Source organism: Micromonospora sp. PTRAS2 (genome assembly GCF_054052245.1).
The window spans coordinates 616,287-638,402 of record NZ_JBSWBU010000002.1 but is presented as its reverse complement, the minus strand read 5'-3'; the positions used below and the strand labels follow the sequence as shown (position 1 = coordinate 638,402).

Here is a 22,116-nt window from a genome sequence, read left to right as displayed (position 1 = left end):
GCGGACACCGCCGGAGGGGCCCCTGTGCGGGACCCCTCCGGTCAGCTTCCTTGGTGCCGGATCGTCACTTCTTGAGCAGTCGCACCTGCACGGTCTTGCTCGCGCTCTGCCCCGTCGCGGTGCCGAACGCGACCGTGACCGTCACGTCGAGCCGCCCCGCCTTGACCAGCTCCTGCCGGTACGCGGGGTCGACCGCCACGGTCAGCGTGACCGTGCCCGCCTTGCTCACCTGCCTGGTCACCGCGACCACCTTGTCGCCGGTGAGGGTGAGCGTGCCGGCCGTGTTGACGGTGGCGGCGATCGTCGCCGTGCCCGTCTTGGTGTTGGTCGTCACCTTGCCGAGCTTCACCGTCGGCGGCGGCAGCACGGTGCCCACCACCGCCTTGGACAGGGTCGCCCGTCCGGACGAGTCGACGACCAGCGCCTGGAGCTTGACCTGCCGGCCGGCGTCCTTGGCGCTGGGCGTCCAGTCGAACAGGTACGGGGCGACGGTGCTGGTGCCGACCCTGGTGCCGTTGACGAGCAGGGTCGCCGACGCGATGGCGAAGTCGTCGGTGCCCCGGATGAGCGGGTGCACCGTCGTCCCGACCTGGAACACCGCGCCCTGCCCCGGGTCGGCGACCTGCGCCGACGGGGCGCGGTCGGCGACGCGGCCCACCCCGGTCGGCACCGCCTTCGGCGGCTTCGGCAGCCGCTTGGCGAGGGTGACGGTGGCTGCGCCGGTGCTGTCGGGGCCGGAGATGGCCTCGACCCCGGTGCGCGGGTCCGCCGGGCCGCCCGCGAGCGGCGCGCGCTTGCCGAGGTAGCTGCCGGTCACCGTGAACGGGGCTGCCTCGCGTACGCCCGTGTTGTCGGCGTTGGCGTTGTAGACGGCGAACCCGTTGCCGGTGATGATGTCGCCGGAGGCGGTGAGCGCCCCGACGCTGTCGGTGCCGGCGTCGGTCAGCAGGATGCCGTAGGACTTCTCGGGCGCGGGCGGGTGGTAGTTCCCGGTGATCCGGCTGTCGTTGACGAAGCCGGTTGCCCCGCTGGCGTACCGGATGCCGACCTGCGGGAACACGCTGCTCGACGCGCCCGCGACGACCGTGCCGGTCACGTAGCCGTGGTTGCGGATGCCGGTCCGGGCGGTGTTGTCCGGGCTGCCGTCCGTGCCCCGCGCGCCGTCGAACAGGATGCCGCCCGACTGGTAGCCGGTGACGAGGCTGCCGGTGACGGTCACCTCGCTCTCGACGGTGGCGGCGCTCGCCCCCCGGATCACGCCGGTCTTGACGATGCCCCAGCCGTGCGGGTGCTCGGCCAGTTCCTGCGCGGTGGTGGCGGCTCGCAGCGGGCCGACGACGCTGTTCGCGACGCGACCGGCCGCGCCGAAGAAGGCGATGCCTGCCTCGGCCCAGACGTTGCCGGAGGTGACGGTCACGCCGGAGATGTCGACGAACATTTCGTTGGTGTCGGTGGAGCCGAGCGACTGCCGCGACACGGTGATCACGTTGCCGCCGCCGTCGCGCAGGTAGGGCTGGTCGCCTGCGAGGGTGCCGAGCGACTGGTCGGGCTCGATGGTCACCTTGTCCGCGCCCGCGCCCTTGATCTTCAGGGGCTTGGTGATGGTGAGGCCGTTGCGCGCGCCGGCCTGCACGGGGTTGGACGCATGGTTCACCGGCGTCGAGGACTCCTGGTAGACGCCCGCGCAGACCACGATCGTGTCCCACGGCGAGGCGTGGTCGACGGCCGCCTGGATCGACGTGAACTGGGCGGTGGGGCACTGCTTCCCGTCGTCGTCGACGGTCCAGGTGGTGTTCCCGCGCGGGTTCGCGACCGGGTCGACCAGCGCCACCTTGCCGGGGGTGTTGTCGTACGCGGCGAGGTAGGTCGCCGGGTCCGGGCCGCCGAGGGCGGACAGGCCGTGGCCCGCGCCGTTGGCGTGGTTGCCGTCCGACAGCAGCCGCGCCCCGGCCGCGCTCTCCTGGAAGCGTACGTCGGCGAGCTGGATCGAGCCGGACTTGGGCAGGTCACCCGCCCCGAAGCGCAGTTCGAGCTTGGCCAGGGAGCCGACGTCGACGCCCTGCGCGGCGAACTCGCTCAGCGGCACGCGGATCTGGTCGAGGACGATGTGCGTGTTCGGCGTGTTCGTGCCGGTGGACATGTGCAGGGCGTTGCCCCAGCGCGGGTCGCCGGCGTCGACGGTGGCCTCGTGCCCGGCCGTGTCGCTCAGCGCGATGACGAAGCGCTGCGTGGTGGACGTCGGGTCGTACGACGTGGGCAGTTCGTTGGGCCAGACCGGGCTGGTCGGGGTCCCGTTGACGGTGGTGTCGCGGGTGTTGTCGCCCCGGTTGTCGGCGCCCGGGTTGCGGGTGTCGAAGAAGTTGACGGCGGCGCTGAGGGCCAGCGCCCTGAGGCCCCGTACGTCCTTGGACGCGGCCGGGATCGCGGCGGTGAGGGTGGCGGTGGAGGCCGGCTCCCAGGCGAGGGTGAGCTGGCGGCCGTAGGAGTGGTTGATCGGGCTGTTCTCGCGGGTGGCGTTCTGCCCGCCGAGCGCGCCGGCCGCGGGCAGCGGGCAGGGCTTGGCGGCGGTCGGCAGCCCGGTCTTGCCGAGCTGGGCGGGCGCGAAGTCCTGGGGCTCCGGGTTGCACCAGTCGTAGCCGCCGGCCGTCGCCGCCGGCTTCGGCGTGACGCCGGGCGACTGGGCGTACGGGTCGGCGAAGCCGCTGCCGGTCAGCGGGCCGCCGAGGGCGTTGAGGCCGAGGGGGTTCTCCACCTCGGGGCGGATCACGTCCACCCGCTCCTGTGGCGCGGCGAAGTAGCTGGTGTTGACCCGCTCGTTGCATGCGATGGCCGTGCCGGACGGGCTGGTCGGGCAGGCCGTCGCCGGGACCTGCAGGCCGCTGTCGGTGTTGGCCAGCTCGCCGGTCAGCCAGGGCTGGAACGCGCCCTCGCCGCCGACGTAGCGGCGGAAGAAGGCGGCCATCGTGGCCAGGCCCAGCTTCTCCTGGTCGCCCATGCGGGCCGCGTCGCCGGAGAACTTGGTGTTCACGGCCGGGTTCAGCGGATCCGAGTTGTCGATCTTGTAGTTCAGGTCGGGGTCGGTGTAGCTGGCCGCGCCGCTGAGCCGCAGGTTGTTCGGGTGGATGTTGTTCGTCGCGAACGGGGCCGAGTTGCCGCAGGCGGCGTCGTTGTTGCCCTGGCCGTCCGCGCCGCCGTCGGCGTACCAGACGGTGTTGTACCAGTTGTGGATCGCGCCGAGGTGCTCGACCTGGATGCGGGGGAAGGGGTCGCCGGGGTTGACGTACTGGCTGCGCTCGAACAGCCGCGCGCCCTGGAGGTTGGACACGTCGCCGTCGCACATCGGCAGGATCGTCAGGTACGGCATGCCGTACGGTGCCTTGCGCTCGTAGTCGACCGGCGCGAGGGAGATGACGCCGCGCAGGGGGTAGCGCGGGCCGTCGGTGCGGATGCGGTTGTAGTCGATGAAGCTCGACACGGCGTCACCGCCGCGCGAGTGCCCCATCAGGCCGATGCGGGTGAGGTCGAGGTGACCGGAGAGCGTGGTGCCGACGGTCGTGTGTTCGTCGACGGGCAGGCCCTCGGCGCGGTTGGCGGCGCTGAGCGCGTCCAGGGTGGCGGCGATGAGCATGCGCCGGCTGTGCATGCCTTTGCCCTTGCTGCTGTCCTGCCGCATCATCAGCTGGTCCTGCGACACCGAGAACGTCGTGTAACCCCAGGTGGCGAGGTTCTCCGCGAGGTAGGCGTAGCCGTTCTCGTTGTGCTTGAACTGGGCGCAGGTGAGCTGGGCGCTGTTCTGCCCGGAGTCGCACGAGCCGTGGTTGCCGTGCACCAGGACGATCAGCGGCGACGGGGTGGTGCGCTTGGCCCAGTCCGGCGTGTAGAGCTGGCCGCGGATCTCGACCTGCTCCGCCGCCTGGGCCGTCCCCGGCGTCGGGTCGGCCCCGGCGGAGTTGGGTTCCTGGATGCTGGCGAGGCCGAGCTTGGCCTCCTGGACGGCCTGGTAGCCGAACGGTCCGCGCGCCGTCGGGTCGGGCAGGTCCGCCGGTGCGGCGGGGGGCGGTGCGGCTGCGGTGGGGGACGCCGCGCTGGCCGGGGCGGCCAGCGCGGCCGGGGCCGTCAGCGAGACGACCACCGCGAGGAGAATGCGCATGCTCCTCGATGTTCGTACCTTCAAAGTGTCTCCCCGGAAAGGAGTGGAAATGTTCAACGATCGGGGACGCTAGCCAGCTCTCGTTTCTCCCGCGTTTCGTATGGCATGCGTCTCGCGGCGCACGGAAATCGCCTCTACCAGGGGATATGCGCCCCGGACGGGAAGCCGGCCGCAACTGCGGCGATTGGGACTCCGGGGCTCTTCGCGACTCATATCCGCGCCGTAAAACGGCGCGCCGAACGGTGTGCTCGGGGTTGGTGCAATCCGTTGGGAATTGTGGGCCCGCGAATGGAGAGCCGCATCTGAATGTATTGCTGCCCTCGGTCGGCGCGGGGCGCGCGGCGCGGGCCTCGGCGCGCGGCACGATCTACGCAACAGGGCCATCACGGGCAAGTGGTGCGCACTCCCGTGGACGTGGCCAAGGGGGCAGCCCGGCCAAGTCCATGACGATTGGGTGCAGGTGGCAGGGAATCGCCGGAGGGGATGACCGCACAGTGATCCGAGCGATACTCAGCTATTGGTGTCCGGGTCCCCGAGCGGTAGCATCCACATTCGTGACAGTCACTGGACACGATTGTGTCCGTACCGTCGCGAGCGGGCTTTGGCCTATTCGGCCGAAAGTCTCGTACGCGGGATCCTTCGGTCCCGGCGACGGGCAGCCGTCGACCGATCGATCCGCCCTGCTTCCGGCTCTCGGGAGAGCCGTGTGACCGGTGGCCGTTGTTCCATTTCGGTGCAGGTCCAGATGCGCGGGAAATATCATTCACGGCTGCGCCAGGACGAGGGAGAAATGGTTGCCATTCGGCAGGTCTCGGCAGATCAGAACAGCGAGCTGGCCGCCTGCGTCAAAGCCTGGCGGCACCGGCTGGTGCCCGACGACCGGCTCCTCGCCCGACGCCGCCGAGCCCGTCGGTCGAACGTCACCCAGGAGGAGGTCGCGGAGATCGTCGGGGTGAGCGTCGTCTGGTACAGCAACCTCGAACGCGGGGTGCGGGCCAACTACTCGGACGCCTTCCTCGACGCCGTCGCCGAGGCGCTGCGCCTCGACCGGCACGAGCGGGAGCTGCTGTATCTCCTGGCGGTCGGCCGGATGCCGTCGCCGTCGCCGGTCGGCGCGACCGCCGTCGTCCTCGGCCCCGCCCTGCGCCAGTTCGTCGAGGGGCAGCGCTGGGCGACCTACGTCCTCGACCGGTACGCGCGGGTGGTGCTGCACAACGAGGTGTGCGAGGCCTACTATCCCTGGCTGCGCAGCGATCCCAGCTACCCCCGCTGGCTGTTCACCGACGCCGACGCGCGCCGCCGGCTGGTCAACTGGGACACCGACTGGGCGGCGCCGCTGCTCACCCAGATGCGCATCGCCCAGGCGCTGCACCCCCAGGACGCGGGGATCGCCGCGCTGGTCGACGCCTGCCTGGAGACCAACCCCGAGGCCCGCTGCCTGTGGAACGCCCACGCCGCGAACGGGTGCACCCTGCAGTCGCGGCGCGGCATCCGGCTCTCCAGCGACCACCGGACGACGCTGGTCGACGTCGTGACCCTCACCGATCCGAGCGCGAGTGAGCTGCAGATCGTCTCGCTGATTCCGGTGGCCGACCCGGCGTAGCCGCCTTTCATCCCCCCGCTTCCCCTCCAGCGAATTCCGTCGTCGGCGATTCCGGCCTGCCCGCTCGACCTCGGCCTTCCCGTGGGCTGCCGGCCTGCCCGTGTGCTCTCGCCGAAACCGTTTACACCAACTGCCACTTGGTGAAGTGGCAATTTCTGGCCGCCGCCGCTATCGCCCGGCAGGATTCTCCCCGGCCGCTTCCGGGGGCTATGTGGACTCCCTGCGGCATCGATGTGGACCGGAGGCGGATCATGAATCCATTCGACGATGCGGACGGCACTTTCCTGGTGCTGGTGAACGCCGAGTCGCAGCACTCGTTGTGGCCGGAATTCGCCGAGGTGCCGGCGGGCTGGACCGTGGCATGGGGGCCGGGCGGCCGCGACGACGCGCTGCGCTTCGTCGAGGAGAACTGGCAGGACATGCGGCCGAAGAGCCTCGCCCTCGCCATGGACCAGGCCGAGCAGGCCGCGTTCCATGGGTGAGGACGACCGGCACTGGCCGCTGAGCAGCGAGCAGCAGCGGCTGTGGTTCATCGACCGGCTGACGCCGGCCAGCGCCGCCTACCACGTGCCGGTGTCGTGGCGGCTGCGGGACGCCGTGCCGCTGCCGGAGGTCGTCGCCACCGTCGGCCGCCTGCTGGCCCGGCACGACGCGTTGTTCACGGCCTTCGCGGAGGTCGACGGCGAGCCGGTGCAGCGCCTGCTGCCGGCCCGCGAACTGCCCCTGGAGGTGCACGACCTCACCGACTGCCCGGCCGCCGAGCGCGACGCCCGGTGCGCCGAGGTGGTGCGGGAGGTGTCCCGCCGACCGTTCGACCTGAGCGCCGGGCCCCTGGTCCGCGCGGCGGTGTTCGCCGTCGACGACCACGTGCGGCTGCTCCACCTCACGTTCCACCACATCGCCGTCGACGGCCTCTCGCTGGAGATCGTCGAACGCGACCTCGCCGCCGGCCTGGGCGGCGCCCCCGTCCCGCCCCCGCCCCGGGCCGCGTACGTCGAGCACTGTGCCCGGCAGCAGGAATGGCTGGCCGGGCTGCGGGCGCAGCGGGACCTCGACCGGCGCGTCGAGCAGTTGCGGGGCGCGCCGGAACTGCTCGAACTCGGCCGCGACCGGCCCCGGCCCCGCGACTTCACCTACCGGGGCGAGACCCTGCGGTTCACCGTGGAGCCCGGCGTCCGCGACCGGGTGCGGGCCCTGGCGGCGGGCAGCGGCGTCACGCCGTACGTGGTGCTGCTGGCGGCCTTCCACGTATTCCTGCACCGGCAGACCGGGCAGACCGACCTCGTCGTCGGCTCGCCGGTCGCCGGCCGGGGCGACAGCCGGTTCCTCGACGTGGTCGGCCTGTTCGCCGGCACGATGGTGGCCCGCACCGACCTGGGCGGCGAGCCGACGTTCGAGGCCGTCGTGGCGCGCACCAAGGAGTCGGTGCTGGACGCCCTGGAGCACCTCGACGTGCCGTTCGACCGGCTCGTCAACCGCCTCGTGCCGCAGCGGGTGCCCAGCCACGGCCCGCTCGTGCAGGTGCTGTTCGCGTTCCACGAGACCGGGCCGGCGGCCGGGGCCGGCGCCGCGGGCGGAGCCGGGGCGGGGGCCGGCGGGTCGTTCCTCACCCGCGAGTTCGTGCCCACCGACACGGCGAAGCTGGACCTCACGTTCACCGTCTACGACGTCGGCGACCGCTTCGACATCGAGATCGAGTACTGCACGGACCTGTTCGGCCGCGACTCGGTCGAGCACTTCTTCCGGCACTGGTCGCACCTGCTGTCGAGCGCTCTCGACCAACCCCGGCTGGCGATCGGACACCTCGCGGCGATGGACGCCGCCGAGCGGTCGCTGATCCGGTCCTGGTCGGCGACCCAGACGTCGGCGGCGGGTGACGACGCCGACCTGCTGGTGCACGAGTTGGTGGGTCGGTGGGTGGAGGGGTCGCCGGGTGCGGTGGCGGTGGTGTGTGGGGAGGTGGTGTTGACGTATGGGGAGTTGGGTGCGCGGTCGGATGTGGTGGCGGGGTTGTTGCGGGGGTTGGGGGTTGGTGGGGGTTCGTTGGTGGGGGTGTGTGGTGGGCGGTCGGTGGAGTTGGTGGTGTGGTGTTTGGGGGTGTTGAAGGCTGGTGGGGCGTATGTGCCGTTGGATGTTGATTATCCGGCGGAGCGGTTGTCGTGGATGTTGGCGGATTCGGGTGTGTCGGTGGTGTTGGGGGCCTCGGGTGCGGCAAGCCGGTTGCCGTCGGGTCCGTGGCGGGTGGTGGAGGTCGACGGGGAGGTTGTGGGGCCGGTCGACGCGGTCCCGCCGCCGGTGCCGACGACGGCCGACAGTGCGGCGTATGTGATCTACACGTCGGGGTCGACCGGCCGCCCCAAGGGCGTCACCGTGACCCACCGCAACGCGGTCCGGCTGTTCGCCTCGGCCGCCCGCGACTTCAGCTTCGGCCCCGACGACGTCTGGTCCATGTTCCACAGCTCGTCGTTCGACGTCTGCGTCTGGGAGACGTGGGGCGCGCTGGGCACCGGCGGTCGGCTGGTCGTGGTGCCCTACTGGGTCTCCCGCAGCCCCGACGACCTGTACGCGCTCGTGCGGGACGCGGGCGTGACCGTGTTCAGCCAGACCCCGTCCGCGTTCGTCCAGTTCGAGGCCGCCGACGCCCGCCTCGCCGACCCGCACCTGCAGTCGCACCCGGAGCCGCTGGCGCTGCGCTACGTCGTCTTCGCCGGTGAGGCCCTGGACCACGGGTCGGTGCGCCGGTGGGCCGCCCGGCACGGCTGGGACCGTCCGCGACTGGTCAACATGTACGGGATCACCGAGACCACCGTGCACAACACGTTCCGCGAGGTCGGGCCGGACGACCTGACCCGCGCCCTCACCCAGATCGGCCGCCCGCTGGCGGACCTGGCGATCCACGTCCTCGACGGGCACCTGCGGCCCTGCCCGGTCGGCGTCATCGGCGAGATGTACGTCGGCGGGCCCGGGGTCGCCCGGGGCTACCTCGGCCAGCCCGGACTGACCGCCGGACGCTTCGTGGCGGACCCGGTCGGCGACGAGCCGGGCGCCCGCCTCTACCGCAGCGGCGACCTGGCCCGGTGGCGTCCCGACGGGACCCTGGAGTACGCCGGCCGCGCCGACAGCCAGATCAAGATCCGGGGCTTCCGGGTGGAGCTGACCGAGATCGAGGCCGTCGCCCACCAGTTCCCCGGCGTCACCGGCACTGCCGTCACCATCCGGCCCGACGACGCGGGGGCCCCGCAGCTCATCGCGTACGTGGTGCCGGAGGCCGGCTCGACGGTGCCGGTCGCCGAGCTGCGGCAGTGGCTGGCCGACCGGCTGCCCGACTACATGGTGCCGGCGCGCTTCGTGGAGCTGGCGGCGATCCCGCTGACGCCGAGCGGCAAGACCGACCACCGGCGGCTGCCCGACCCCGTCGAGGAGGCCCGCCCCGCCGGCAGCGGCGACTACGTCCCGCCGCAGGGCCCGGTGGAGCGGCGGCTCGCCGAGATCTGGGTCGACGCGCTCGGCCCCGTCCAGGTGGGCCGGCACGACAACTTCTTCCACCTCGGCGGCGACTCGATCCGCAGCATCCGGGTGCTCGGCGCGGCCCGCGCCAGCGGCATCTCCTTCGAGCTGCAGGAGCTGTTCCACCGCCCCACGATCGCCGAACTCGCCGCCGCCTGCACGGTCGTCGACGTCCCCGACGCGCCGACGCGCCGCCCGTTCGAGCTGGTCGACGCCGCCGACCGGGCCCACCTGCCGGGCGGGCTCGTCGACGCGTACCCGATGACGGCGTTGCAGGTCGGCATGGTCTACGAGATGACCCGCGACCCGGAGCGGCTGCCGTACCACAACGTCGACAGCATGAAGGTGCGCGCGCCGTTCGAGGCCGACGCCTTCTCCCGGGCGGTCGCGCACGTCGTGCGCCGGCACCCGATCCTGCGTACGGCGCTGTCGCTCACCGACTACAGCGAACCGCTGCAGCTCGTGCACGCCGAGGCGGTCCTGCCGGTCGGCTGCGACGACCTGCGCGACCTCGACGAGGCGGCGCAGGACGAGATCGTCCGGGCCTACCTGGAGCACCAGCGGGTCACCCCGTTCGACCACGACCGCCCGCCGCTGCTGCGGATGCACGTGCACCGCCGCTCCGACGACGTGTTCCAGTGGACGCTCACCGAGCACCACGCCGTGTTCGACGGCTGGAGCCTGCACTCCACGCTCAGCGAGATCATGCGGGTCTACCAGGGCCTGCGCGACGGCGTCGAGCCGGCGGACCCGCCGCTGACCGCGCAGTACCGCGACTTCGTCGAGCTGGAACGCGCCGCCCTCACCTCGACCGAGACCGAACGGTTCTGGCGCGAGCGGCTGGCCGAACCGCCGGACACCCGGCTGCTGCGCTGGCCCGACGGGCCCGTCCCGGAGCTGCCCGGCGAGCAGCGCTTCCTGGGCGAGTGGTGGTATGCCACCGACGCCCGCCAGCGCTACGGCTCGGTGGAGACCGTGCTCAGCCCCGAGCTCTGCGCGGCGCTGGGGGACCTGGCCAACCGGTGCGGCACCCCGCTGAAGGCCCTCTTCGTCGCGGCCTGCCTGCGTACGGTCGGCTACGCCACCGGCGCGACGGACGTGCTGGTCGGCGTGACCGCCAACGGCCGGCCGGAGGAGGCCGGCGGCGACGACGTGCGGGGGCTGTTCCTCAACACGCTGCCGTTCCGGCTGACGCTGCCCGACGGCAGGTGGACGGACCTGATCGCCGCGGTCTTCGCGGCCGAGCGCGACATGCTGCCGCACCGCCGCTTCCCCATGGCCGAGATGCAGCGCCGGCTCGGCATGGACCAGCCGGTCAACGTCAACTTCGTCTACAACCACTTCCACGTGATGGCCGAGATGCTCTCCGGCCGGGGCACCGAGATTCTCGACGGCAAGATCGGCAGCTTCTCCACCGTCCGCGCCGAGCCGACGAACTTCCCGCTCAACATCGGGGTCGTCCGCGACCCGGTCTCCGACCGGGTGCTGCTGGCCATGGACTTCCACACCGACGCCGTCCGGGCCGAGCAGGTCCGGCTGCTGCGCGACTGGTTCGTGGCCGCCCTGTGGGACATGGTGACCGCGCCGGACCGCCGGTACCTGCGCGAGCCGCTGGCCGGCGCTGCGGAGCGGTCCCTGCTCGCCTCCTGGTCGGCGGCGGCCGCGCCGCCCCCGGAGCCCGCCGACCGCGCGCTGCTGGTGCACGAGTTGGTGGGTCGGTGGGTGGAGGGGTCGCCGGGTGCGGTGGCGGTGGTGTGTGGGGAGGTGGTGTTGACGTATGGGGAGTTGGGTGCGCGGTCGGATGTGGTGGCGGGGTTGTTGCGGGGGTTGGGGGTTGGTGGGGGTTCGTTGGTGGGGGTGTGTGGTGGGCGGTCGGTGGAGTTGGTGGTGTGGTGTTTGGGGGTGTTGAAGGCTGGTGGGGCGTATGTGCCGTTGGATGTTGATTATCCGGCGGAGCGGTTGTCGTGGATGTTGGTGGATTCGGGTGTGTCGGTGGTGTTGGGGGCTGCGGGTGCGGCAAGCCGGTTGCCGTCGGGTCCGTGGCGGGTGGTGGAGGTTGACGGGGAGGTTGTGGGGCCGGTCGGCGAGGTCCCGCCGCCGGTAAAGGTGACTGCGGACAGTGCGGCGTATGTGATCTACACGTCGGGGTCGACCGGCCGCCCCAAGGGCGTCGTCGTCCCGCACTCGGCCGTCGCCCGGCTGCTGCACTGGGGCGAGGAGTTCCTGACCGCCGGCCCCGACGACGTCTGGTCCATGTTCCACAGCTCGTCGTTCGACTTCTCCGTGTGGGAGATCTGGGGCGCGCTGAGCACCGGCGGCCGGGTCGTCGTGGTGCCCTACTGGGTCTCCCGCAACCCCGAGGACTTCCACCGCCTGGTCACCGACGCCGGGGTCACCGTGCTCAACCAGACCCCCTCCTCGTTCGCCCAGTTCGAGGACGTGGACTCCCGGTCCGACCGGCCCCACGCGCTGCGCTGGGTGGTCTTCGGCGGCGAGGCCCTGGAGCACGCCTCGGTGCGCCGGTGGGCCGCCCGGCACGGCTGGGACCGCCCGCGACTGGTCAACATGTACGGGATCACCGAGACCACCGTGCACGTCACCGCGCGCACCCTCGGGCCCGACGACGTCGGCGACGGCCTCAGCCGGATCGGCCGCGAGGTGGCCGGCCTGACCGCCCACGTCCTCGACCCGAGGCTCGTGCCCGTGCCGCTGGGCGCGGTCGGCGAACTCTACGTCGGCGGCGCGCGGCTGGCGCGCGGGTACGTGGGGCGGCCCGGACTCACGGCGGAGCGGTTCGTCGCCGACCCGTACGCCCGCCCGCCCGGCGGCCGGCTGTACCGCACCGGCGACCGGGTGCGGCTGCGCCCCGACGGCGACCTGGAGTACGCCGGACGCGTCGACAACATGGTCAACATCCGGGGCTTCCGGGTCGAACCCGGCGAGGTCGAGGCGACGATCGCCCGGCACCCGGACGTCGGCGCGGCCGTCGTGGTGACCCGCCCCGACGAGGCGGGACGCGCCGGGCTCGTCGGCTACGTCACCCCCGCCGGCTCCGCCACCCTCACGGCGGCGCAGGTCCGCGAGTGGCTGCGCCACCAGCTTCCCGAGTACCTGCTGCCGGCGCGGCTCGTGGTGCTCGACGCGCTGCCGCTGACCCCGACCGGGAAGGTCGACCGGGCGGCGCTGCCCGAGCCCGAACTCGACGGGTCGCTCACCGGACCGGCCCCCCGCACCCCGGCCGAACGCATCCTGTGCGAGCTGTTCGCCGAGCTGCTCGGCGTGCCCGAGCTGGGCATCGACGGCAGCTTCTTCGGCCTCGGCGGCGACAGCATCATGTCCATCCAGCTCGTCAGCCGGGCCCGGCGCGCCGGCCTGCAGCTCAAGCCGAAGGACGTCTACCAGCAGCGCACCGTGCGCGCCCTGGCCGCCGTGGCGACCACCGTGGACGGCGTCGACGCCGGCCCCGCCGACGACGGCACCGGCACCGTGCCGCTGACGCCGATCATGGCCTGGGCGCGGGAGGAACTCGGCGGCCCGCTGGACGCGTTCAGCCAGTCGATGCTGGTGCGGGTGCCCGCCGGGCAGACCGTCGAGCGGGTCCGCGAGGCCGTGCAGGCGCTGCTCGACCACCATCCCGCGCTGCGGATGCGGGCCCGCACCGGGCCGGGCGACGGGCCGTGGGAGCTGGAGATCCCGCCCGCCGGGGCGGTACGCGCCGACGACTGCCTGCGCGTCGTCGACCTCGCCGACGCCGACGCGGCCGACCGGCCGGCGCTCATCGCCGCGCAGGCGCGGGCCGCCCGCGAGCGGCTGCGCCCCGCCGACGGCGTACTCGTGCAGGCCGTGTGGTTCGCCGCCGGCCCGCACGTCGGGAACCGGCTGCTGCTGGTCGTGCACCACTTCGCCGTCGACGGGGTGTCGTGGCGGATCCTGCTGGCCGACCTGCGCGCGGCCTGCGCCGCGCTCGACGCGGGGCGGCGGCCGGAGCTGGAGCCGGCGGGCACCACGCTGCGCAGCTGGGCGCGGCAGGTCGCGGCGCTGGCCGGGGAGCCGACCCGCGACGACGTGCCAGACCGCGACGACGTGCCAGACCGCGACGACGAGGCGACCCGCGCCGACGAGCTGGCCGCCTGGACGCGGCTGCTGGACCGGCCCGACCCACCCCTGGGCGACCGGCCCCTCGACCGCCGCGTCGACGTCCACGGGCGGCTGCGCAGCGTCACCCGCACCGCGTCGCCGGCCTGCACCTCCGCCGCGCTGACCACCGCGCCGGCCGCGTACCGGACGGGGGTGGACGAGATCCTGCTCAGCGCGCTGGCGCTGGCGCTGCCGCCCTGGCTGGCCCGGCGGGGCCGGGGCGGCTCCGACGGGGTGCTGGTCGCCCTGGAGGGGCACGGCCGCGACGGGCTCGTCCCCGACGCCGACCTGTCCCGCACGGTCGGCTGGTTCACCCGCATCCACCCCGTCCGGCTCGACCCGGGCCCCGTCGACGGGGCGCAGGCGCGCACCGGCGGCCCGACCGTCAGCGCCGCCGTCAAGCGCGTCAAGGAGCAGCTCAACGCCCTGCCCCCGGCCGGCGGGTACGGCGTGCTGCGCTACCTCGACCCCCGGACCGGCCCCGCGCTCGCCCGGATGCCGGCCCCGCAGGTGGCCTTCAACTATCTCGGCCGGTTCCCCGCCGCCGAGCCGGACGACTGGGGACCGGCGGAGGAGGGCCTCGTGCTGCGGGGCGGGGCCGACCCGGGCGACCCCGTGCCGCACGCCCTGGAGATCGGTGCCGTCACCGTCGACGGCCCGGCCGGGCCGCAGTTGCGTACCACCTGGTCGTGGCCGGCGGGGCTGCTGGCCGAGACCGACGTGGCCGACCTGGCCGACGACTGGCACGCCGCCCTGGAGGCCGTCGTGGCCAGCTCGGCGACACCGTCCGCCGGCGGTCACACGCCGGCGGACCTGCCGCTGGTCTCGCTGACCCAGGACGAGATCGACGACCTTGAGCAGGAACTCGCGGCGGAACAGGGAGCGGTGTCATGACGACGTCGAACATCGAGGACATCCTGCCGCTGGCGCCGTTGCAGGCCGGGATGATGTTCCACTCCTGGCAGCGCAGCGCCGGCCCGGAGGTGCAGACCGCGCAGCTCATCCTCGACCTGCACGGTCCCCTGGACGCCGCCGCCCTGCGCGCCGCGGCGGAAGGGCTGCTGCGCCGGCACCCCAACCTGCGGGCCAGCTTCCGGGAACGCCGCTCCGGCGCGCCCGTGCAGGTGATCACCACGGGGGCGGGCCTGTCGTGGACGGAGGTGACCGTCGAGCCGGGGGAGGACCCCGACGCCGCCCTCGCCCGGCACACCGAGGCCGACCAGGGCCGCCGCTTCGACCTGCGCCGGGCCCCGCTGATCGTGTTCCGGCTGATCCGCGTCGACGGCCACCGGCACCGGCTCGTCGTCACGTACCACCACATCCTGCTCGACGGCTGGTCCACGTCCCTGCTGATCCGCGAGCTGTGCGCCCTCTACGAGCACGGGGGCGACGGCGCGGCGCTGCCGCCACCGGTGCCGTACCGGGACTTCCTCGCCTGGCTCGCCGCGCAGGACCGGCCGCGCGCCGAGGCGGCCTGGCGGGCGGCGCTGGCCGACCTGGACGGGCCGACCCTCGTCGCCCCCGCCGACCCCACCCGCGCCCCCGTCTGGCCGGGCAGCCTGCCCGGCGAACTCGGGCCGCAGGACACGGCGGACCTCGTCGCGTTCGCCCGCCGGCACGACCTCACCGTCAACACCGTCGTCCAGGCCGCGTGGGCGCTGCTCGTCGGCCAGCTCACCGGGCGCTCCGACGTGACGTTCGGCGCGGCCGTGTCCGGGCGGACCCCCGAGCTGGCCGGCGCGGAGAGCATGGTCGGCCTGCTGATGAACGTCGTGCCGGTGCGCGTGCGGCTGCGCCGCGACGAACCGCTGTCGGCGCTGCTGACGCGGATCCAGCACGAGCAGGCGCACCTCATCGAACACCACCACCTGGGCCTCGCCGACGTGCAGAAGGTCGCCGGGACGGGCGAGCTGTTCGACACCTGCGTCGCGTTCGAGAACTTCCCCGAGTCCGGGGAGCTGCGCTGCGGGCCCCTGCGCGTCGAGGCGGGCGCGGACGACGCCGCCCACTACCCGCTGAGCCTCAACGCGGCGGCCGGCACCCGGCTGCGGCTGCGGCTGTCGTACCGGCCGGACCTGTTCCCGGCGGCCTTCGCCCGGGGCCTGCTGCGCCGGTTCACCCGGCTGCTGACGGACCTGCCCGCCGCGACGGCGACCCGCACCGGGCGGCTCGACCTGCTCGGTGTCGAGGAGCGGCACCGGCTGTCGACCCAGTCCCGCAACCCCGACCCGGTGCCCGTGGCGACGCTGCCGGCCCTGGTGGAGGCGTGGGCCGCCCGCACCCCCGACGCGGTCGCCGTGCGCTGCGGCGCGCGCAGGCTGACGTACGCCGAACTGAACGCCGCCGCGAACCGGCTCGCCCACGCGCTCGTCGCCCGGGGCATCGGCCCGGAGCGGCTCGTCGCGCTCGCCCTGCCGCGCGGCATCGACCTCGTCACCGCGATCCTCGCCGTCACCAAGGCCGGCGGCGGCTACCTGCCGGTCGACCCGGAATACCCGCGCCCCCGCGTCGAGCAGATGCTCGCCGACGCCGAGCCGGCCTGCGTGGTGTTCGCCGGGGCGGACGCCGCGCCGGTGGCCCGCGCCGCCGCCGAGGCCGCCGGCCTGCCCCGCCTCGACCTGCACGACCCGGCGCTGGCGGCGGAACTGGCCGGCCGCCCCGACCGCGACCCGACCGACCGGGACCGCCGCGTCCCCCTGCTGCCGACGCACCCCGCGTACGTGATCTTCACGTCCGGGTCCACCGGCCGCCCCAAGGGCGTCGTCGTCACCCACCGGGGCGTCAGCAGCCTCGCCGCCACCCAGGCCGCCCACCTCGGCGTCGACGGGCGGGCCCGGGTCCTCCAGTTCGCCTCGCCCAGCTTCGACGCCTCCTTCTGGGAGCTGTGCATGGCGCTGACCTGCGGCGCGGCGCTGGTCGTGCCGACCGAGCGGCTACTCGTCGGCGAGCCGCTCGCCGAGTGCGTCCGGGCGCACGGGGTCACCCACGCGACGCTGCCCCCGGCGGTGCTCACCCAGCTCGCCGTGCAGCCGCTGCCGACCCTGCGCTCCCTGGTGCTGGCCGGCGAGGCGCTGCCCGCCGAGCTGGTGACCCGCTGGGCGCCGGGCCGCCGCATGGTCAACGCGTACGGCCCGACGGAGACGACGGTGTGCGCCACCATCAGCGCCGACCTGCGCGCCGACCGGGTCGGGGCGGGGGCCGCCGTGCCCATCGGCCGCCCGGTGCGCAACTGCCAGGTGTACGTCCTCGACGACAGCCTCCGGCTCGTCCCCGCCGGGGTGGCCGGCGAGCTGTACGTGTCGGGGCGGGCGCTGGCCCGCGGCTACCTGCGCCGGCCGGGGCTGACCGCGACCCGGTTCGTCGCCGACCCGTACTCGGGGCCGGGCGAGCGGATGTACCGCACCGGCGACCTGGTGCGCTGGCGTCCCGACGGGGAACTGGAGTTCGTCGGCCGGGTCGACGACCAGGTGAAGGTGCGGGGGCACCGGATCGAGCCCGGCGAGGTGGAGGCGGTGCTGACCCGCCACGACGCCGTCGCCCAGGCGGCGGTGGTCGTCCGCGAGGTCGGCACGGGCGGCCGGCAGCTGGTCGCGTACCTGGTCGGGGCGGCGGGCGGACCCGCCCCCGACCCGGCGGCCGTGCGCGCCTTCGTCGCCGCCCACCTGCCCGAGTTCATGGTGCCGAACATCTTCGTGCGGCTCGCCGCCCTGCCGCTGACCCCCAACGGGAAGGTCGACCGGCTGGCCCTGCCCGCGCCCGGCCAGGAGCCCGCGCCCGGCGACGACCTGCCCGGCACCGCCACCGAGAAGCTGCTGTGCGACCTGTTCGCCGAGGTCCTCGGGGTGCCCACCGTCGGCGTGCGGGACAGCTTCTTCGGCCTCGGCGGCGACAGCATCTCCTCGATCCAGCTCGTGAGCCGGGCGCAGAGCGCGGGGCTGGCCATCCGGCCCCGGGACGTCGTCGCCCACCCGACCGTCGCGCGGCTGGCCGCCGCCGCCGACCTCGCCGCCGACGTCGCCGCCGACCGCACCCGCGACGCCGCCGTCGCCCGCGCCGACGACGGGGTCGGCGAGCTGGACCCGACGCCGATCATGGAGTGGCTGCGGGCGGCCGGCGGGCCGGTGGACGGCTACTACCAGTCGATGGTGGTGCGCGTGCCGGCCGGGCTCACCGAGGCCGACCTGCGCGCCGCCGTGCAGGCGGTCCTCGACCGGCACGACACGCTGCGGATGCGGCTGGACCGGCCGTCCTGCCCCGACGGCCCGTGGCGGCTCGACGTGGCCGCGCCGGGCAGCGTGCCGGCCGCCTCGGTGCTGACCCGGGTGCCCGTCGACCCGGCCGATCCGGAGCCGGCCCTGCGGGCGGTCGTGGCCGCGCACGCCCGCGCGGCGCAGGCCCGGCTCGCGCCGGCCGCGCGGGTCATGCTCCAGGCCGTCTGGCTCGACGCCGGCCCGCAGGCCCGGGGCCGGCTGCTGCTGGCCGCCCACCACCTCGCCGTCGACGCCACCTCCTGGGGGATCCTGCTGCCCGACCTGGCCGCCGCGTGGGCCGCCGCGTCGGCGGGCACCCGGCCCGAGCTGGCCCCGGTCACCACCTCGTACCGGCGGTGGTCGGCGCTGCTCGCCGAGGAGGCGACCCGGCCGGCGCGCGCCGCCGAGCTGGACCTGTGGCGCGGGGCGCTCGCGACACCCCCGCCGCCCGTCGGCACCCGCCCGGCCGACCCGGCCCGGGACACCGCCCGCACCGCCCGCAGCCTGGCCCAGACCGTGCCGGCGGAGCTGTCGGCGGCGCTGCTGCGCCGCGTCCCCGACGCGTTCCACGCCGGGGTCGACGAGGTGCTGCTGGCCGCGCTGACCATCGCGGTCGCGTCCGCCCGGCCCGGCGGGCTGCTCGTCGACGTCGAGAGCCACGGCCGGCAGCCGCTGACCGAACACGTCGACCTTTCCCGCACCGTCGGCTGGTTCACCAGCCTGTTCCCGCTGCGGGTGGACCCGGCCGGCGTGGACTGGGCGGACGTGTGGGCGGCCGGGGCGGGCGTCGGCACCGTCGTCAGGGAGGTCAAACAGCGGCTGCGGGCCGTGCCCGACAACGGCATCGGGTACGGGCTGCTGCGCCACCTCAACCCGGCCACCGGCCCCGAACTCGCCGGGCTGGGCCGCCCACAGCTCGGCTTCAACTATCTCGGCCGGCTCGGCGGCGGCGCGGCGGAGGCCGACTGGACGCCCATCGCGCAGGACGCCCTCGGCGGCGACGTCGACGCGGACATGCCGCTGCCGCACGCCGTGTCGCTGAACGCCGTGACCGTGGACACCGCCGACGGGCCCCACCTGCGGGCCACCTGGACCTGGGCCGGCGACGCCGTGCCGGAGCACCGGGTCCGCGAGCTGGCCGACGCGTGGCTGCGCGCGCTACAGGTGCTGGCCGACAGCGCGGCGGCACCGGCGGCGGGCCGGATCCCGTCGGACTTCGACCTGGTCGACGTCGGGCAGGCCGAACTCGACGCCATCGGGGCCGAGTACCCGCGCCTGACGGACCTGCTGCCGCTCGCGCCGCTGCAGGAGGGCATCCTCTACCACGCCACGTACGCCGAGGCCGGCGCGGACGTCTACACCGCCCAGCTCACCCTGGAGCTGACCGGCCCGCTCGACGCGCAGGCGCTGCGCCGCGCCGCCCAGGGCCTGCTCACCCGGCACCCGCACCTCGGGGCGGCGTTCCGGCAGCGGCTCGCCGGCCCACCGGTGCAGGTCATCGGCGACGGCGTGGAGCTGCCGTGGCAGGAGACCGACCTGTCGGCGCTGCCCGACGCGGAACGCGACGCCGAGGCCGCCCGGATCGCCGACGCCGAACGGCGGCGGCGGTTCGACCCGGCCCGGCCGCCGCTGCTGCGGTTCAGCCTGGTCCGGCTCGACGCCGGGCGGCACCGCCTCGACTTCACCCACCACCACATCCTCCTCGACGGCTGGTCGCTGTCGCTGGTGGTGCGCGACCTCATCGCCGGCTACGAGCACCACCGGGGGGCCGCCGCCCCGCCGCCGCCCGCGCCGTTCCGCAGCTATCTGGCGTGGGTGGCCCGGCAGGACCGGTCCGCCGCCGAGGCGGCGTGGCGGGCGGCGCTGGGCGGGCTGGCCGAGCCGACCCTGCTGGCCGGGCCGGGCGCGGCGCACCCCACGGTGCTGCCGCGCGACGTCGACCTGGAGCTGGACGAGGAGCTGACGGCGGCGCTGACCGCCCTGGCCCGGGCGCGCGGCGTGACCGTCAACACCGTGCTCCAGGGGGCCTGGGGCGTGCTGCTCGGCTACCTCACCGGCCGCACCGACGTCGTGTTCGGCACGCCGGTGGCGGGACGCCCGCCGGACCTGCCCGGCGTCGAGCAGATGGTCGGGCTGTTCCTCAACACGCTGCCGGTGCGGGTGCGCACCGGCCCGGGGGAGACGTTCGGCGACCTGCTGACCCGGCTGCACGGCGAACAGTCGGCCCTCGTGCCGCACCAGCACCTCGGGCTGGGCGCGGTGCAGCGGCTCGCCGGCACCCAGGGCACCCTCTTCGACACCCTGTACGTCTTCGAGAACTACCCCGTCGCGCTCGACGGCGCGCCGGCCGTGGGCGAGGCCCGGATCACCGCCGTGGCGGGCCGCGACGCCACCCACTACCCGCTGGCCGTCGTCGTGCTGCCCGGCGCCCGGATGCGGGTCCGCGTCAGCCACCAGCCCGACCTGGTCGACGCGGCGACGGCGGCGGCGGTGCTGGAGCGGCTGGCGGCGCTGCTGCGGGCGGTCGTCGCCGACCCGGCCACCCCGGTGGCCCGGCTCGCCCCGCTCACCGGCGCGGAACTGCGCCTGCTCGCGGACGCCAACGACACCGCCCACCCGGTCGAGGCCGCCGACGACCCGGCCGACCCGGCCCCGCCGCTCACCCTCGCCGGGCTGGTCGAGGCGCAGGCGCGGCGCACCCCCGACGCGGTCGCCGTCCGCTGCGGCGACGAGGAGCTGAGCTACGCCGGCCTCGACGCCGCCGCCAACCGGCTGGCCCACCTGCTGATCGCGCGCGGGGCCGGCCCGGAGCGGGTGGTGGCCGTCGGGCTGCCCCGCTCCCCGGCCAGCCTCGTGGCGATCCTCGCCGCCGTGAAGGCGGGCGCGGCGTACCTGCCGGTGGACCCGGACTACCCGGCCGCGCGGCGGGCGCTCATGGTCCGTGACAGCGCGGCCGTCTGCGTCGTCGCGACCCGGGACACCGCCGGACAGCTGGTCGCCGACGGCTGCCCCGCCGACCGCTGCGTCGCCGTCGACGACCCGGCCGTGGTGGACCTGCTCGACCGGCAACCCGCCACCGCACCCACCGACCGGGACCGGCGCGCCCCGCTGCGCCCTCAGCACCCCGCCTACGTCATCTACACGTCCGGCTCGACCGGGCGGCCCAAGGGGGTGGTCGTCCCGCACGCCGGCATCGTCAACCGGCTGCGCTGGATGCAACAGGAGTACGGGCTGAGCGCCGCCGACCGGGTCCTGCACAAGACCAGCCTCAGCTTCGACGTGTCCGTGTGGGAGATGTTCTGGCCGCTGTCCACCGGCGCGGCGGTCGCCGTCGCCGACGCCGAGGAGCAGCGCGACCCGACCCGGCTGGCCCGGCTGATCGCCCGGCACGGGGTCACCACCGCCCACTTCGTGCCGTCGGTGCTCGCCGCGTTCCTGGCCGAGCCGGTCGCCGCGCACTGCGCCGGCCTGCGCCGGGTGATCTGCAGCGGCGAGGCCCTCGACCCCGACCTGGCGCACCGCTTCCACGCCACCTGCGGCGCGGAGCTGCACAACCTGTACGGGCCCACCGAGGCGTCCGTGGACGTCACGTACTGGCCCGTGCCGGCCGGCGCGCGCCCGGCGTACGTGCCGATCGGCCGGCCCATCTGGAACACCCGGGTGCACGTGCTCGACGGCTGCCTGCGCCCCGTACCGCCGGGCGTGGTGGGCGACCTCTACCTGTCAGGCGTCGGCCTGGCCCGGGGCTACCTGGGCCGGCCCGCCCTGACCGCCGGGCGGTTCCTGGCCGACCCGTTCGGCGGCCCGGGGGAGCGGATGTACCGCACCGGCGACCGGGCGGCCTGGGACGCCGCCGGCCAGGTGGTGTTCCACGGGCGCGACGACCAGCAGGTGAAGGTGCGGGGCTTCCGCGTCGAGCTGGGCGAGATCGACGCCGCGCTGGCCCGCTGCGCGGGCGTGGCCGCCGCGGCGACGACGGTCCGGGAGGACGTGCCGGGCATCCGCCGCGTCGTCGGCTACGTGGTGCCGCAGCCGGGGACCCCGTTCGACCCGGCCCGGCTGCGCGCCGAGCTGGCGGCGAGCCTGCCGGCGTACCTGGTGCCGGCGGCGCTCGTCGAACTCGCCGCGCTGCCGCTCGCGCCGAACGGCAAGCTCGACCGCGCCGCCCTGCCCGCGCCGCTGCCGCCGGCCGCCGAAGCGGACACCGCAGCCGGGGCCCACGCCGGGGCGGTCACCGCCTGGGAGGCCCGGTTGTGCGCGCTGTTCGGCGAGGTGCTCGGCGTGCCCGCCGGGGTCGACGACGACTTCTTCGACCTCGGCGGGGACTCGCTCACGGCGATGCGGCTGGTGCACGGCGTCGAGGCGCTCGGCGTCGACCTGGAGGTCCTGGAACTGATGCTGCACCCCACCCCCGGCCGACTGGCCGCGCACCTGCCCGAACCCACCCCTGCGAACGAAGGTTGACGACA

At 74.7% G+C, this 22,116-nt stretch carries 5 protein-coding genes; 4 read left to right on the top strand and 1 reads right to left on the bottom strand.

Features of this window, described 5'->3' with window-relative positions:
- Window positions 1-64 precede the first annotated feature (64 nt).
- Complete coding sequence (locus ACVMYR_RS08720; RefSeq protein ID WP_457121516.1) at window positions 65-4,150, bottom strand: alpha/beta hydrolase; 4,086 nt, start codon at window positions 4,148-4,150, stop codon at window positions 65-67.
- A 790-nt stretch (window positions 4,151-4,940) separates the two neighbouring features.
- Here ACVMYR_RS08720 and ACVMYR_RS08715 point away from each other — a divergent pair.
- The 4 genes from ACVMYR_RS08715 to ACVMYR_RS08700 all read left to right on the top strand — a co-directional run bounded on the left by ACVMYR_RS08715 (window position 4,941) and on the right by ACVMYR_RS08700 (window position 22,111).
- On the top strand, window positions 4,941-5,753 hold the full coding sequence (locus ACVMYR_RS08715; protein ID WP_158229382.1) for a helix-turn-helix domain-containing protein: 813 nt from the start codon (window positions 4,941-4,943) through the stop codon (window positions 5,751-5,753).
- A 251-nt stretch (window positions 5,754-6,004) separates the two neighbouring features.
- Window positions 6,005-6,235 carry an MbtH family protein gene (locus ACVMYR_RS08710; protein WP_176734036.1) on the top strand — a complete coding sequence of 77 codons (231 nt, stop codon included), beginning with the start codon at window positions 6,005-6,007 and terminating at the stop codon, window positions 6,233-6,235.
- Window positions 6,228-14,291 carry an amino acid adenylation domain-containing protein gene (locus ACVMYR_RS08705; RefSeq protein WP_457121515.1) on the top strand — a complete coding sequence of 2,688 codons (8,064 nt, stop codon included), beginning with the start codon at window positions 6,228-6,230 and terminating at the stop codon, window positions 14,289-14,291. Before ACVMYR_RS08710 ends, ACVMYR_RS08705 begins: the two co-directional genes overlap by 8 nt.
- Window positions 14,288-22,111, top strand: a complete 7,824-nt coding sequence (locus tag ACVMYR_RS08700; protein ID WP_457121514.1) for an amino acid adenylation domain-containing protein — start codon at window positions 14,288-14,290, stop codon at window positions 22,109-22,111. Before ACVMYR_RS08705 ends, ACVMYR_RS08700 begins: the two co-directional genes overlap by 4 nt.
- Window positions 22,112-22,116 lie beyond the last annotated feature (5 nt).